General features: G+C 40.2%; 16 protein-coding genes. 6 read left to right on the forward strand and 10 right to left on the reverse strand.

Features of this window, described 5'->3' with window-relative positions; translation table 11 throughout:
• Positions 1-250: 250 nt before the first annotated feature.
• The gene (locus tag A4245_RS06950) at positions 251-688 is read right to left on the reverse strand and encodes a CBS domain-containing protein (protein ID WP_067726989.1); all 438 of its coding nucleotides are present in this window, start codon (positions 686-688) and stop codon (positions 251-253) included.
• Positions 689-975: 287 nt separating this feature from the next.
• On the opposite strand from A4245_RS06950, the gene A4245_RS06955 reads away from it, so the two are divergent.
• Both A4245_RS06955 and A4245_RS06960 read left to right on the forward strand, forming a co-directional pair.
• Entirely contained in the window at positions 976-2,442 is a 1,467-nt protein-coding gene (locus tag A4245_RS06955; protein ID WP_067726990.1) for a DHA2 family efflux MFS transporter permease subunit, read from the forward strand.
• 311 nt (positions 2,443-2,753) lie between these two features.
• Positions 2,754-3,185 carry an SRPBCC family protein gene (locus tag A4245_RS06960; RefSeq protein ID WP_067726991.1) on the forward strand — a complete coding sequence of 144 codons (432 nt, stop codon included), beginning with the start codon at positions 2,754-2,756 and terminating at the stop codon, positions 3,183-3,185.
• A 147-nt stretch (positions 3,186-3,332) separates the two neighbouring features.
• Here the strand turns inward: A4245_RS06960 and A4245_RS06965 are convergent, their stop codons facing one another.
• On the reverse strand, positions 3,333-3,773 hold the full coding sequence (locus tag A4245_RS06965; protein WP_067726992.1) for a hypothetical protein: 441 nt from the start codon (positions 3,771-3,773) through the stop codon (positions 3,333-3,335).
• A 120-nt stretch (positions 3,774-3,893) separates the two neighbouring features.
• Complete coding sequence (locus A4245_RS06970; protein ID WP_067726993.1) at positions 3,894-4,337, reverse strand: hypothetical protein; 444 nt, start codon at positions 4,335-4,337, stop codon at positions 3,894-3,896.
• A 138-nt stretch (positions 4,338-4,475) separates the two neighbouring features.
• Here A4245_RS06970 and A4245_RS06975 point away from each other — a divergent pair, with 138 nt between their 5' ends.
• Positions 4,476-4,814, forward strand: a complete 339-nt coding sequence (locus tag A4245_RS06975; RefSeq protein WP_067726994.1) for a heme oxygenase — start codon at positions 4,476-4,478, stop codon at positions 4,812-4,814.
• A 187-nt stretch (positions 4,815-5,001) separates the two neighbouring features.
• Here A4245_RS06975 and A4245_RS20330 read toward each other — a convergent pair whose 3' ends face one another.
• From A4245_RS20330 to A4245_RS06985, 3 genes are all read right to left on the reverse strand, one after another.
• Positions 5,002-5,157, reverse strand: a complete 156-nt coding sequence (locus A4245_RS20330; RefSeq protein WP_199860654.1) for a hypothetical protein — start codon at positions 5,155-5,157, stop codon at positions 5,002-5,004.
• Between the two features lie 94 nt (positions 5,158-5,251).
• Positions 5,252-5,581 (reverse strand): chaperone CsaA, encoded by a 330-nt coding sequence (gene csaA, locus A4245_RS06980; RefSeq protein ID WP_067726995.1) that lies wholly within the window; start codon positions 5,579-5,581, stop codon positions 5,252-5,254.
• A 214-nt stretch (positions 5,582-5,795) separates the two neighbouring features.
• Positions 5,796-6,491 carry a LuxR C-terminal-related transcriptional regulator gene (locus tag A4245_RS06985; protein WP_067726996.1) on the reverse strand — a complete coding sequence of 232 codons (696 nt, stop codon included), beginning with the start codon at positions 6,489-6,491 and terminating at the stop codon, positions 5,796-5,798.
• A gap of 163 nt (positions 6,492-6,654) precedes the next feature.
• Here A4245_RS06985 and A4245_RS06990 point away from each other — a divergent pair, with 163 nt between their 5' ends.
• Positions 6,655-7,689, forward strand: a complete 1,035-nt coding sequence (locus A4245_RS06990) for a zinc-binding dehydrogenase (RefSeq protein ID WP_067726997.1) — start codon at positions 6,655-6,657, stop codon at positions 7,687-7,689.
• Between the two features lie 97 nt (positions 7,690-7,786).
• On the opposite strand, the gene A4245_RS06995 is transcribed toward A4245_RS06990, so the two are convergent.
• The 3 genes from A4245_RS06995 to A4245_RS07005 all read right to left on the reverse strand — a co-directional run bounded on the left by A4245_RS06995 (position 7,787) and on the right by A4245_RS07005 (position 11,171).
• Positions 7,787-8,764: an Rpn family recombination-promoting nuclease/putative transposase gene (locus tag A4245_RS06995; RefSeq protein ID WP_234402370.1), complete on the reverse strand. Its 978-nt coding sequence runs from the start codon at positions 8,762-8,764 to the stop codon at positions 7,787-7,789.
• Positions 8,765-9,122: 358 nt separating this feature from the next.
• Entirely contained in the window at positions 9,123-10,316 is a 1,194-nt protein-coding gene (locus A4245_RS07000; RefSeq protein ID WP_067726998.1) for a DHH family phosphoesterase, read from the reverse strand.
• A 213-nt stretch (positions 10,317-10,529) separates the two neighbouring features.
• Positions 10,530-11,171, reverse strand: a complete 642-nt coding sequence (locus A4245_RS07005; protein WP_067726999.1) for an alpha/beta hydrolase — start codon at positions 11,169-11,171, stop codon at positions 10,530-10,532.
• 485 nt (positions 11,172-11,656) lie between these two features.
• On the opposite strand from A4245_RS07005, the gene A4245_RS07010 reads away from it, so the two are divergent.
• A complete protein-coding gene (locus tag A4245_RS07010) occupies positions 11,657-13,603 on the forward strand; it encodes a lipoteichoic acid synthase (RefSeq protein WP_067727000.1) in 1,947 nt (648 codons plus the stop codon).
• Positions 13,604-13,852: 249 nt separating this feature from the next.
• On the opposite strand, the gene A4245_RS07015 is transcribed toward A4245_RS07010, so the two are convergent.
• Positions 13,853-14,212 (reverse strand): DUF378 domain-containing protein, encoded by a 360-nt coding sequence (locus A4245_RS07015; RefSeq protein ID WP_067727001.1) that lies wholly within the window; start codon positions 14,210-14,212, stop codon positions 13,853-13,855.
• 162 nt (positions 14,213-14,374) lie between these two features.
• On the opposite strand from A4245_RS07015, the gene A4245_RS07020 reads away from it, so the two are divergent.
• Positions 14,375-15,583, forward strand: coding sequence for a PLL family lectin (locus A4245_RS07020; protein WP_234402371.1), 1,209 nt, complete (start codon positions 14,375-14,377; stop codon positions 15,581-15,583).
• Positions 15,584-15,658: the final 75 nt, after the last annotated feature.

Raw genomic sequence — 15,658 nt, forward strand, 5'->3', positions numbered from 1 at the left:
CCTCAGCTCCTATTTGTAAATATGAGTTCTATTATATATGAAAAGTTAAAAAATTTAAAAGAAACTGCACTAGGTCTTTAAAACGGCTCTTCTTTTCTTGGTAAATGGGTAAATTTATGCAAAAGAAAAAAGTGTCTGCCCTTACTGTTTAAGCTTTAACACAATAGGGAACAGCCACTTTGAATGAAAACATACTGGGGAATGCCGCTTGCATCCCTGCTTATATAGTTAGAAGATTTTTTCCAATGTCCTATGATTGAGGTGCAGATGGTGTTGAAATACTTGAAAGTGCCTGTTCAGCCTCATTCGCATATTGATTTTGTACAGCGAGGTCTCCCAATGCGACCATTCCTACGATCTGGCCGTTTTCGACAACCGGCAGCCGGCGGATTTGCTGTTGTGCCATTAACTGTGCAGCCTGGTGCACATCCATATCAGGTGTACCCTGAACCACTTGCTGTGCTGTCATTACTTGGGAAACTTGTGTTTGCGCGTTTTGCCCTTGTGCTGTTGTACGTAAAGTAATGTCCCGGTCGGTTATAATACCAACCATCTGTCCACTATTATTTACGACCGGGATTGCCCCAACATTGTACTGGCTCATAAGAGCAGCCGCTTCTTGAACAGATTGCGTTTCGTTAACTGTCATAACATGAGACGTCATAATATCTCTTAATGATTGTGACATACATTTTACCTCCCTATTTTTGATACATTATAGGTTGGTTTATTTTTGGAAAGTTATGCATAACAGGTTTTTTACACTAATATCTCGAGGCTGTCGGAGGTTTTGGAGCGTTCGAGCTATGTGATAAAGGATGCTGCGCTTATTTTCATTTTTCAGCATTGAGGAAGTGCGGGAGGCTCATAACCTTGTTATCAGAGAGGCTTCTTTATTGATAACAATTACTGCCAGGTATATGATATATCTTATGAATACTTCGCATTTCGTCAATTCTAATTGGGGGTAAAAAGATGAGTGAATCTCTAGACAGCGCCAGTCGTCCGAAGTATGGTATCCTTGCCATTTTGATGATTGGTGCCTTTATTTCGTTTTTAAATAATACATTATTGAACGTTGCACTGCCTTCAATTATGGTAGATTTAAACGTTACGACGGCTACTGCCCAATGGTTGAGTACAGGCTATATGTTAGTTAACGGTATCTTGATCCCGGCTACCGCCTTTCTCATACAAAAGTTTTCCGTGCGCCATTTATTTTTGGCGGCAATGCTCCTATTTTCCTTAGGGACGGTGCTGGCCGGATTTGCTCCAGTATTCGAGGTCCTGCTTGCAGGCCGCATGATTCAGGCATCCGGTTCAGCGATCATGATGCCGCTTTTAATGAATGTTATCCTTGTTAGTTTCCCTGTGGCAAAACGTGGTTCTGCCATGGGGGTGCTTGGACTGATTCTCATGTTCGCACCAGCCATCGGCCCGACGCTTTCCGGTTGGATTGTGGAGCATTATAATTGGAGAATGCTGTTCCACTTTATTGCACCAATCGCGATTGCTATTCTTCTGCTCGGCTTTTTCTTATTAAAGGATAAGAAAGATAAAGTGAACATTGATTTTGATGGTTTCTCCCTCATCTTATCCAGCATTGGCTTTGGTGGTTTGCTTTACGGATTCAGCTCCGCGGGGTCCCTTGGGTGGAGCAATCCTCAAGTTTATATTTCACTTGTTGCCGGTATTATTTCGCTGGTCTTGTTTATTCTGCGTCAGAGCAAATTAAAACAGCCGATGCTGCATTTTGGTGTGTTCCGCTTTCCCATGTTTTCATTGGCCGCAATTCTTATGATTGTAATTAACATGGCGATGTTTTCGGGATTTATGCTATTGCCGATCTACGTACAGACAATTCTTGGAGTTTCCCCGATGGAAGCCGGATTAATGCTATTACCGGGAGCGATTGTCAGTGCATTAATGTCTCCGGTGACCGGAAGACTGTTTGATAAGTATGGCGGGAAAATCCTGGCAATTACAGGGTTGACCCTGATGATGGGAACGACTTATGCGCTTAGCAATTTAACGTTCGAAACGGGCTATTACTACTTAATGCTCGTCCATGTTATCCGGATGTTTGGGATGTCCATGGTGATGATGCCTGTGCAGACCAATGGTTTGAATCAATTGCCGGTCGAATTTTATCCGCATGGTACAGCAATGAACAATACATTGAACCAAATATCAGGCGCAATCGGTACTGCCCTGATCATTACCGTTATGGCCACTCGTGAAAAGGGCTACGCTGACAAGTTAACGGAAGCAGTAGTTGGACAGCCAACTGCTGAGGTACAACAGCAAATCGCACTGGAAGCAATGCTTGGCGGAATCAATGATGCGTTCTTCGTGTCCACCCTTGTCATTATTGTGGCACTAATTCTAGCATTCTTTATGAAACGCGCCACCCCAGCAGACGATAAGATCCAACTTAAATAATAGGTGCCTGTCACTTCTCGGTTTTTGTCGAATAATATTTATAGTTGTGCAGCCCGAAGAGTGCAGGCTTGTTCCGGTACCAAGTATTTCTGTTGAAAAATAAAAACAAAAAAAACCTTCCATTTTCTCTTTGATGAAAATTAAAAGACTATTTATTTACATCGGATCCGGCCTTGCTGCACTCCAGCAGAAAGTGGTTTCACACAGCAAGCCGGACTAGCCTTGTTGGTTTCGTGAAGCTGCATATGGGTAATATTACTAATGGATTCTTAATAAGCTCAAATGTATGGATTCAGACAGGAGGTTATCAAATGGCAAGTGGAAAACACACTGTTCCAGTGGAACGTCCAATTGAAACGGTATGGGATTTTGTCAGCAATATCAATAATTGGGCGCCATTGGTTCCTGGCTATATAGAGCATAAGATTATAGATGACAAACAGTCCACATGGAAATTTGTCAGTGATATTGGCGTCATCAAAAGGACACTGCATATGAAGGTAACTATCACAAACTGGCAGGAGCCGACCAAAGTAACCTTTGACCTGAAAGGAATCAATGAAAAATTTACAGGCTCTGGTTATTTTGAAGCGGAACAAATAACGGATACCAGTACGAGCATTACGGGTTATCTTGAAATAAAACCAGGTGGCCTACTTGCACCTGCAATCAAACCGGCACTCAAATCAGTGATACCGAAAACGACAAAAGGGCTTACCGAAGCAATCGCCACCGAAGTCTAGATGCGGTGCCTGTCACTTCCCGAATTTTGTCGAAAACCGAACAGTGCCAGGCACCACCCGAATTTTGTCGAAAGAGAAAGGCTGTCCAAGGGGAAGGAATTCTCCAGACAGCCTTACTTCTTATTAGTATGGATGGATGGGTAATTACTATTGCGCTCTAAACTCCAGCACTTTACCTTTCTTGCTTTTAAAAATATCGTTCAACAGACTTAAAATGCATGCTCCATCTTTCGGAAAAAGATTCAGTATGTAGTCTACTCCCTCTTCATTTCCGAATATCCAACGATCCAATTCCTTATCATCATAGTCCGGATGGGTGATCTGGTAATAGATTCCGACCTTAATTGTCTCATTAAAGAAATTGCCCCCTGTTGGATCGTAAATAAAGCATTCATCATTGTATTGATTTTTGACAACGCCAAGTCTGAGCTTTCTTATCAAATTATAATTAAGAATATGATCCTCCACTCCATACAACCTTTCGACTGCCCCCTCCTCGAAAGGTGTATTTGTAACCACATCAAACCTGTTCCACTGGTTCAGTTCTGATAAATCCACATAAAACATATTCTTTTTCTTCAAATGCATTTTAGACCCCTCCTTTAGAATCTGTCTGTATATTTTAGACTATACTCAACCATAAAAAGCAGTATAGATCAACCAAATCCTCTTTTTTAATTTTGACAAACTGATAGTTCAATATCCTACTCAGGCCTCTGCAACATGTTTGACTCGTTCGACAAATTCAACAACCACTTTATCAGATGCAAACATTAATGGGAATCTGGCAAACCATCTCAAGGGATGGTTGGTAGTCGTATATTTGAAGTAAGTTTTGTTTTCATTTAACTTTTTCATTTCATATCGGGCCGTAATTTCAAACATATCGGCAAGTGTAAAACTAATTTTAAGATTTTTATACTCTGGTTTGTTTAAATATTCCACTGTCTCCACATCATACTCCTCGATGCGTTTTCCTTCCTTATATTTTTCCCGATACACACTTCCAACCACTTTCTTTGTTATTTTCACAGGTTTACGGACAACAACTTGAGGCATAATTTGCTGCGTATTTTCCAGAGGCCCATCAAAAAAAAGCCAGACTAGTTCGATGGGTGCGTTTATTTCTAACGCTTTTGACCATTCCTTCACTCGAATACCTCCATCAGGATTAGGTCTATGATAAACATATCACTATCTTTTCCCAGCCATCGTATCATTCCTTATTAATGTCATTCATTCAATCAAGATTGTATACTAGGATTATATCAAATAAGGGAGGATTTCAATATGTTTATTGTTACGAATAGAATCAAGACTAAAAAGGGAATGGCGGCAAAAATGGCTCCAATGTTCACCAAACCAGGCCCACTTCAGAAAATGGAAGGTTTTCATAAAGTAGAAGTATTAGTAACCCAAAATATCGAAGAATACGATGAAATGAATGTCAATATGTATTGGGAAAATCTCGAAAACTTCACGGTCTGGAGAAACAGTGATCATTTCAGAGAGGCCCACAGTGGCAGTAAACCTGATCCGGAAAAAGAATCACCGATTATCGGAAGTGAAATCGTTATTTCAGAAATTGCATCAACTATTAATGCTCTTCCCGAAGCTGAACAGGAATAGGGTTAGTTGTTCCATAACCAGTATTTCCATATCAGAAACTTTGGCAGGTGGTTTGCTGCACTGGTGAAAACAGGAAATCTTATGCCTTCCTATTCGCAAATAACCAAACCCCTTTCTCTTCTTGGAAGGGGTTTTAAATTGCATTAAAAGATTTCTGGCGCGTAACTAGAGATGGAGAGCACCGTTTCTAAAAAAGAAAATTTCTCAGTGAAAGTATCCCGTACAGCAAAACAGCACCGACAACAAGAAATAATCCAATGATTGTAAATCCATATAAAAATCCTTTTCCTGCCGAAAATAAATCCATAAATAAATTCCTGAAAGAATCAAGTACCTTGTTCATCTATCGACACTCCCTGCGACACACTATTGTTAAAGACATCCATTACGATTGATTGATCTTTTCTCTTAACCCAAAGTAAAAGATTTTATACGATCTAAAGGATTTTTGTACCATTTTCAACAAATTCATCAGGCTTTAAAAGAACAACATCCCCTTCTTCCGGAACACCACCAATTACCAATACTTCTGATTTAAAACCTGCAATGCGTCTTGGGGGAAAATTTACTACTGCAGTAACTTGGCGGCCGATAAGTTTTTTTGGTTCATACCTTTTGGTGATTTGTGCAGAAGAATTTTTCACACCTATTTCCCCGAAATCAATCTCTAATTTTATTGCTGGTTTTCTCGCTTCCGGAAATGGTTCTGCCTTCGTCACCGTACCAATCCGAATGTCCAGCTTCATAAAATCTTCAATCGTTACCAAAACAACACCCCTTTTTTTGTAATTTTAGCATTTCATCTCAAAATTTGATATATTATTCCGTAATTTAATTTTATCACAAGTATACAAACTATTGGAATAAAACAAATTTCTTATAAAATAATATGGAATTTAAAATTACTCCCTTCACTTAAGTTGCTGTCACTTCCCGAAATTAGCGTTTCCTGCCAATTCAATAACTATATCAAAATTATATTTAAGACAAGATCCCTCTCCTGAACAATTCAGCTACTGCGTGAACGCGATTGGATGCATCCAATTTCTTTATTGCCAATTTGACATACTGTTTGACTGTTAGTTCACTGATACCCAGGGAGTGAGCAATTTCTTTTGTAGTCTCCCCAGAGGATATTTTTTTCATTACTTCAAATTCTCTATTGCTTAATAGTTTATCATTCTCATTATAGGAGGGGGCTTGCAGGATTAACCCAACCTGCTTGCTGAATTCAGTCAGGCAACTTAGCATTTCCTCGCCAAATTCTGCGTCATTTTCAATTCTTTCACTATAAATAAAACCTATGACCGATGTTCCGCTTAGAATCGGTGTTATTAAAAAAGAAGTTATATTCGAATCGATGACATAGTTGCTGCTCGTTTTCTCAAAAAGTTCACGGTCCCCATAAAACTTTGCTTGCTTTTGATTGATAGCTGCCATGATCGTGGGTAGAGTTCTGATATCATATCTCAAATCATGAATATACTTAATCTCATTTTGTTGCATCGAGATGATCCCTTCTCCCAGGTACCCAATTGGAGAGTAGCGGCAAAGGAATGCATCCAAGACTGGAAATATATCTATATATGTCTCAAGTACTGCAATTATTTGTTTTTCGTGTGAAGCTACGTTCTCTATTTCATATAATTTCTCTAAAAAGGTAGACGTTTTTATCATGATACTAACTCCTTTTAGGGTAGATGAACTATACAATTTTGGTAATATACTAATTTCCATGAATATTATACCATTAAATCATGAAAGCGTTATCTAAAAATATTGAGAACGAAATATTATTAAAGATGCTTTTCAAATAAAAAATAGACAGGGAGAGATTCTAATGAAAGCTCTAGTATTGGAAGATATTCAAAAAGCAGTAGTAAAGGACGTTCCTGCACCTGAAATCGATCACGATGGCATTTTAATCAAAACAATGGCAAATGGCGTTTGCAGAAGTGATTGGCATGTGTGGGTAGGAGATCATGGTATTGTACAGCCAATCATCGGTCATGAATTCTGTGGGATTGTTGAGGAAGTTGGTAATAACGTGAAGAATTTCAAGCGTGGCGATCGAGTCATTATTCCTTTTTCGGGTAGTGATGGAACATGCCCACATTGTATTGCCGGTGACACCCACCTTTGTGATTCCTTCATTGTACCTGGGACTGCATACCAAGGAGGGTATGGTGAATATGTTGCAGTGCCTAAGGGAGATAGAAATGCGATTCCTTTGCCGGAGAATCTTAGTTTCTCAGATGCTGCAGCATTAGGATGTCGGTTCATGACTGCCTATCACGGAGTTGTAGATCGTGTACATGTACTGCCTGGAGAAAATGTTGTCGTTTATGGTTGTGGCGGAATTGGTCTATCTGCTATTCATATTGCTTCTTCCATGGGGGCAAATGTAATTGGCGTAGATATAAATGACTCAAATCTTGAACTCGCAAAAAAGCTTGGGGCAGATTACACCATCAACAGCAAAAACAATGACCCGGTAGAAGCAGTAAAAGAGCTGACAAAAGGCGGAGCGGATGTTTCCGTTGATGCATTGGGAATTACAGAAACATGCCTGAACGGAATCAACAGTTTGAAAAAAGGCGGCCGTCATCTACAGGTTGGAGTTACATCAAAAAAAGAAGCTGGCTTTATATCAATCCCAGTAGATGACATGGTTCTCAATGAAAAATCATTTATCACCACTCTTGGAATTCCCGCATATCGATTTGGTTCCCTTTTGGAACAAGTGGCACAGGATAAATTGCAGCCCGGTAAAATGGTAACACGAAACATTAAACTGTCCGAGGTAGAAGGAATTTTTGAAGATATGAGTAATTTCAAAACTACAGGGACGTTTGTAGTTACGGATTACAGCTAAGTTTCCCAAAGGGCTGTTTCTGTTAAAGGCAGCCCTTTATCACGTCTGTCCTTTACTGGTAACCAGAGATGTGCAAAAGATAAGATGTGCAACTTACTTACAAATCCATTTTTATTCTCTTTATTTCATCTACTGATAACCCGGTTACTTCTGATATTAATTCCATTGATAGGTCCTTGTTCAACATACCACGTGCTGCCTGTTCTATACCTTTTTCGATTCCCTGTTCAATTCCCTTTTTAATACCATGTTCGATTCCCTGTTTCATTCCTTTTCTTTTTCCCCGTTCTTCCCACGAATTGGATAGCTTAAAAATTTCCTCTGCATTTTCCATTTCTGAAATCTCTTTCATCAGATTTTCCTCCTCTTTTTTATCAAGTTTTAAATAAGTTTCAAAAAAGTCATTTACAAACCGGGAGTCTGCTGGGTTTAACCGCATACGTACAAGCATATTCAGAAATTCCTTTTTGACCTGGACTTTCTCATTTTCCTTGTAGCCCATCTTACTCAGCAGCGCGGCAGCTACAGGGTTATCTGATTTGAGGTAATCCCGCCAATTTTTCTTTTTCAATTCCAAAATAAAAAAATTGAACGTCAAGACGTGAAAAAAAGGAAATCTAAGCTCGATTCTGTCGCTCTCATTGCGATTTTCACTGTAGCTGAATACGGCTATCGGTAAGATTGGTTTTCTATACCTATTATACAACAAAGTGAAATATTGAAACATTCTCTCTGGAAAGTTTGGATCTGGATAGCTCTGCGGCTCAATATGGATAATGATAAAAGTTTCCTCACCACTCAATTTCGTTTCGATAACGATATCCGCCTTCCGATTTGTTCCTTTTAAAAGATCTGTAAACACTTCTTCCGATAAAGGCTTAACTGAAGTAAAATCGATATTTGCCTGAACCTCAGGAAAAAAAGCTTCCAGAAATTCTTCAAAATAGCTGTGAATCAGTTGTTTAAATAATTGGTCGTGACTTGTGTATTCATGGGAGGGTTGTTCAAGTTCTGCAGGTTGGGGCTTTTCATTGTACACTTCATGGTCTTCCAGTACGTGGGTTTTTGCAGGCATATTTACACATCCTTTATTACTTAGTTAGCAGTCTTACTAGGATGTATTTCTAACTAAATTATATCATAATCAATAAATGGAAACAAGCGTTCTGTCTAGCCATCAGAAGTGCCTGTCACTTCCCGAATTTTGTCGAAGAATTTAATCTCCTGTCAGCCATTAGAACCCGATTGTCACCAAGCCCTTTAGTGAGGTGACAGACTTATTCGAATGATGCAGGTAGATAGGCTTTTACCTTTTATCTGTTAGAAAACTTGGCATGTGTCAAGCCTTTTCGGCGAATGACGTACTTAAGAAAAAAAGCCATAGCATTGCTGCCATGGCTTCACTGTTAAGCTCGGGATATTCCAAAGACGCATTAACTCATATCTATTTTATCTATACTTCCTATCGTCTCCATCAAATAACTCACAAATATATTGTCTCTGACAAGCCAGGCCTCATAATTGCGTTTCAGAAAGGTTTCCGCCTCTTCAAAGCTTGCAAAGTGTTGATCTATTTTTGTTTTGTTTTCCTCGATTACCCAATGGTCATTTTCAGGATAGAGCAGGAAAATGACATCTGAACGATTTTTATACATGGAACCAAAAGAAGATTGCTTCATATTATATCGGTTTCTTTTTGCATCTTCTGTCAGCGGATCTAGTGGGAACGTATTTTCCACGAATAACTTATATGCTTCATCGGTTAACGAGCAGCCGGATGCTTTTGCGTGCCCGCCTCCAGCGAATCTGCCTGCAACTTCAGAGACATCGACATGATTATGGATTGTTCGGAACCCTGCACGCTTTCCGCCCATATTTAAAATAACAATATAATCAAGATGGGGATACTCTTTGCCAAGTTCATTTCCGAGCTCCGAGTGATATGATTCCGCATGCACAACTCCCGCATAATAATCGCCTATTTTTGTTTGTACGAGCTGTCGTCTTTTCCGGCGGATATAGCGATCAATCTTATCGTCTTCCATATCGAGGATTCTCTTCTCGAAGTCATCAAAATGGAAAAACTCGCTTTTTTGCAAGCGTTCGAGCATGACTTCTTCAAATTCTTCAATCGAAACGAGAAAAAACAGGGCATTAAGCTGTCTTGCTCTTTGGTTATCATTTTTCTCCCATTCCCAAGTGTCATATTGTCTGATGAGCTCCACAAATTCCGCGATTGTATCTGAAGCCTGAAGCAGACCATGTTCCAGCAGGTATTCATAAAATAAGGACGTAGCGGAAGTTAATTTTCCATCTTTATCTTCAACTGTAACAGAACCCCACTCATATTCATTCAAATGAAGTGCTGTTTTATGATGATCAAGAAATTGTACTTTCCCCCCGCCCTGGTAAAATGTTTCCAGCCTTTTCTCATTCTCTTCATTTACGGACAAATCAGTAATGAATAAAAGTGTATCCTTATCCTCATTGTCCAAAAACCACTCCACTTCCCGATTCAGGCTGGCAATGGAATTGTAGCGAACCCTAACTTCTTTGCCAAAAGCAAGCTTGGCCAATATACCGCAGCCAACCCCATCCAAATCATTATGAGTCAACAACTTATACATATTCTTCACCTCACCTCCTAGTATGTATTAAATCGGTGCCTGTCACTCCCCGAATTTTGTCGAATAGATTGGACCTGGCAGTTAACCCAACATCAACGAAAGCATTGTATCTTATCCGCGTTAATTCTTCCAAAGCTTATTTGTCAGTTCACTCTCCGCCGCATGCTTCAAAAAAACACCCTTGTCCCTCGACAAAGGTGTTCCGCTGTCCATTTACAGACCGACTGTTTTAAACCATTCCCGCAAGTCTTTATAGTTCTCCTGGGAAACAGTGTGGCCACTTGCATATTGCTTAAAAGTCACACTTGCTCCCTGCTCTTTATAAAATTTTTCATTTGCAGGAGCCCATTCAAATGGCAATACCTGATCCAATTGACCATGGGAAATAAAAATGGATAAATTGCTTACATCCTTTTTGTCATATTCATTTTTTACAAAGTCCGGAATGTATCCGCTCAGTGCTGCAATTCCTTTAACTCGACTGCCAAGCACTACGCCAAGTGTCATGGAAAGAATCGCTCCCTGGCTGAATCCCGAAAGATATAGCTTATCCTGATCGATTGGATAGCTGTCACAAGTATAATCGATAAAATCAGTCAATTTGGTAACAGCCTCATCAAATACTTCACGGTGTGGTTTGCCGAACCCTTCAATTGTAAAAAAGGCATATCCCGGTGGCTGACTGATTGGTCCTCTCACACTGAATATGTAGCAGGATTCTTCCAGTCCCTGAACCAACCCCAAAAGGTCCTGTTCATTGCTTCCCATGCCATGGATCAGATACAGTGCCGGATAAGACCTTCCCTCTTCCACTATAGCAGGCTTTCGCATTTCATAAATCAATGGTGCAGTCATTTTCATTCCTCCTCTTTTCCACTATCATAACCGCTTTTGTCTGGCGAAGGAAATAATTGTTCCTTCATTAACAGCACCACGATTCGCTGTTAATTTTGTTCCATTTGAGTAAACTAGGAGAAAAAATTCAAACGGTGTTGGTTTCCCCTCATTCTCCAACAATTGTCAGCATCCAAGGGGTTAACCGGAAGTATCTGAAACAGATCGGGCATTTATAAAGGGAATTTTCCATCCCTTAAACCCCTTCTTGCATGGTAGCTTTTTAAGGCGAATATCCAACCGTCCGTTACGGTATGGGCTAAAATGAACTATATTTTAACTTTGAAATTAAGGGATCAGCGCTCTTTTGCCACATAATTTACACAAATTTTACACAAAAAACATTTTGACTTAACATATTATCTTGTTATATAATTGCAACTTGCAGCTAAATAAAAAATCATAGATACATTGTTCTTTTAAAAGCAGGAGTCGAGGTGAAGAAAATGACTAAATTATTTTCAACGAAGATGGGATTCTTCGCAATCGCAGTAGTTCTTTTCTGGATAAAAACATATGCTATATATAAAATAGAATTTAAACTTGGTGTCAGTGGTTCGATGCAGGAATTTCTGCTATTCTTTAACCCATTAAGTACCGGACTGCTTTTCCTTGGACTGGCATTATTCGCCAAAGGGAAAAGAGCAGGGCGCAGGATTATTATTCTTGACATTATTTTAGCATTTATTCTGTATTCAAATGTTGTTTATTATCGCTTTAACAGTGACTTTATTACAGTGGCAACACTAAAGTCAACCGATAATTTTGGCAGTTTGGGTGGCAGTATTGCGGGCTTGATGGCATCGCATGACATCCTTTATCTACTGGACATTATTATCTTGATCGTTTTATATAACATGTTCAAATCAAACTGGTCCACAGAACGTTTGCAGCTTCGTAAGCCGTTCATCGTATTGGCTGCAGGCCTGATTGCTTTCGGGGTCAACCTGGGTCTGGCTGAACAGGATAGACCACAGTTATTGGAACGGACATTTGACCGGAATTATCTGGTGAAATATCTTGGTGCCTATAATTTCATCATTTATGACGCCATCCAGAACTTTCAGACGTCATCACAGCGGGTGTTGGCCGACAGCAGTGATATCACGGAAGTTGAGAACTATACAAAATATAAATATGCCGAGCCAAACCCGGAGCTATTTGGGACAGGAGAAGGCAAAAATATCATCAAGATTCACCTGGAGTCATTCCAGTCTTTCCTGATTGACTATGAATTGCATGGCGAGGAAGTAACACCGTTCCTGAACTCACTCGTTCATGATCAGACTCAGGATTACACGTATTTCGATAACTTTTTCCATCAAACAGAACAGGGAAAAACAGCCGATGCCGAATTGACGACAGACACGTCGCTATATGGTCTGCCGCAAGGTGCTGCATTTGTGACCAAAGGAGATAACACGTATCAGGCATTGCCGGCAATATTGGATCAGCGTCAAGGTTATACGAGCGCCGTGTTCCATGGAGACGGGAAATCATTCTGGAATCGGGATGAAGTCTATAAACATCTTGGCGTCAACGAATACTATTATGATCGTTTTTATGATATGAGCGAAGAGAATGTTATTAACTACGGCTTGAAGGATAAACCATTCTTTGAAGAATCCATTGAATTGCTTGAAGAAATGGACCAGCCCTTTTATGCGCATATGATGACACTGACACATCATCATCCATTTATTCTAGATGAAGAAGATGCAAGCCTTGCACCGGCGGAGACTGGAAACGGAACGGTTGACCGCTACTTCCAGACAGCGCGATATCTTGATGAAGCGCTGGAACAATTCTTTACCGATTTGAAAGAGGCTGGCTTGTATGAAGATTCCATTATCATGATTTATGGTGATCATTATGGCATCTCCCAAAACCATAATCGTGCAATGGAAGAAATAATTGGTGAAGAAATTACACCTTTAAAAAATGCGGAATTGCAGCGTGTGCCATTTATGATCCGAATACCGGGAGTGGAAGGCCAAGGGATTAATCACGAATTCTCCAGTCTTGTTGATGTAATGCCTACCCTCTTGCATATCCTTGGCATAGATGCACAAGATTATATTTTATTTGGTACCGACATGTTTTCTGAAGACCATAAAGAGTTCGTACCGTTCCGTAATGGTGATTTTGTAACGGATCAATACAGCTTCGTTAATGGCATATATTATGATAATGCAACGAAAGAAGTTATTGAAGAACCGACGGAAGAAATGCTTGAAATGAAAGAGACCGTTCTTCACGAATTGGAGCTTTCCGATAAAGTTTTGAATGGAGACCTTTTACGATTCTACACACCTAATGAGCATTGGGAACCTGTAGATGTGAACGATTATTTTTACGGGGAAGTCAACTCCTTAGATAAACTGAACAAATAACCATAAAAAACCATCAGCATTCAAACCCTGATGGTTTTTTTGGTGCCTGTCACTCCCCGGTTTTTGTCGGATTTTGTCGGCATGAAATTTGAAGACACAGTTCACAGTTCCCTGTTCTCTGTTCACCACCAAAATGAGTATTATTCACAATTAAGCCAGACAGCAAAAAACCTGTACTATATTTAAACTATAATTGCAGTACAGGTCTTTTAATATTCTTTGTAAGCACACTCCAATGAATAATTCAGGCTATTCCGTATCCCTCGGTGACTTTCTTTCAGTTTCAGAAGGATGTAATGGAAATTCTGAACGATTATATAATTCTGCTTCTGTTTCTGTTTCTTCACCAAACTCTGTTCCATAATTCAAATTTCCAGTTTCTCTACGCTCACCGGTTTCCTCATTATTAGTCACATCCATTGGGTTAAACAGAGATACTATATAGTAAAGAGCACTCAACCCAACAAGACCATATACAAGTCTTGATAAGAAAGCATCCTGCCCACCAAAAATTGCTGCTACTAAATCAAATTGAAAAAAAGCAATCAGACCCCAGTTAAGAGCGCCAATAATGATTAACGTTAAAGCTATCGTCTTTAAAGTTCGCATTTATTTCACACCTCCTTGACTATTTACTCCAATTCTCTTCCATAGCTTTTGTTTTTTTTCAAATTTAATACATAGCGCTTTTCCCTGTTCGTTTTTCCTAACATCATTCATTCCCATATTGTTTATGGTTGCATATGCTAATGAAAAAGCGGAGGAATGCAAATGTATTACTATTACCCTTATTATTTACCAGCCTATTATGCTCCGGTAAGTTATTATGATTCATCTCCTTTGGATATGCGGCAACAGCCGAATGTACAGCAGGTCATGCAGATTCTGAGAGCCCAGCACAGCAATTTATATACACAATTGGTGCAGGCGGGGATGAGCAGACAGATCGTTGATTATGTATTTTTCTTTGTTGTGAGCTATACGCTCAATCAAGCAACTACCAACTTGTCGGCTAACCAGCTGTATCAACGATTTCAGCGGCAAGTGCCTTGGTTCAATCTTTTGTTCAGACAATTTAATGTTCCGCAAAGCTTAGTAAATCGTGTTTTGATTAGAGTGATTGAAATTACGTTAGATGCACTGGGAGATGTTGATGGACCACCGTCACCAGGCTGGTCTGGCTGGGAAAACTTAGGTGGCACGTTGACATCTGCACCAGCAGTGGCGTCATGGCAGCCAAATCGTCTGGATGTCTTTGCTCGTGGAACAGATCAAAGTCTTTACCATATATGGTGGGACGGACGAAGCTGGAGCAATTGGGAAAGCCTTGGCGGCATATTGACATCCCCACCGGCAGCTGTCTCTTGGGGACCTAACCGCATCGATGTCTTTGTACGCGGTACAGATCAGGCGCTTTATCATAAATGGTGGGATGGACAAAGATGGAGTGATTGGGAGAGTCTTGGAGGCACATTAACGAGCGGCCCGGCAGTATCTTCTCGTCGCACAAATCAACTTGATGTCTTTGTACGTGGCACAGGTAATCGGCTTTATAAAAAAACATGGAATGGTTCACGCTGGGAGGATTGGGAAGATCTTGGGGGAACATTAACATCCGAACCGGCAGCTGTCTCCTGGGGACCTAACCGAATCGATGTCTTTGCCAGAGGACAAAATCAAGATTTAATTCATAAGTGGTGGGATGGCCGAAGCTGGAGTGACTGGGAAAGCCTTGGTGGTACATTAACGAGTGCCCCAACCGTATCTTCCCTTCGTCCAAACCGACTCGACGTATTTGCTCGAGGAACAAATAACCGCCTTTATAAGCGAACATGGAATGGTACACGCTGGCTGGATTGGGAAAACCTTGGAGGCACATTAACATCCGCCCCTGCTGCAGTTTCATGGGGACCGAATCGAACCGATGTTTTTGCAAGAGGCCAGAATAATAATCTTATTCACATTTATCGTGGAAACTAAAAATAATTACGAAACTTGGATTGCGCCAAACCTATGGGTGAATGGCTTCGTAGTAATTAGCAAAAAACCGAACAG

It is taken from the genome of Oceanobacillus damuensis (assembly GCF_001618145.1).
In the GTDB taxonomy this organism is placed as follows: Bacteria; Bacillota; Bacilli; order Bacillales; family Amphibacillaceae; genus Oceanobacillus; species Oceanobacillus damuensis.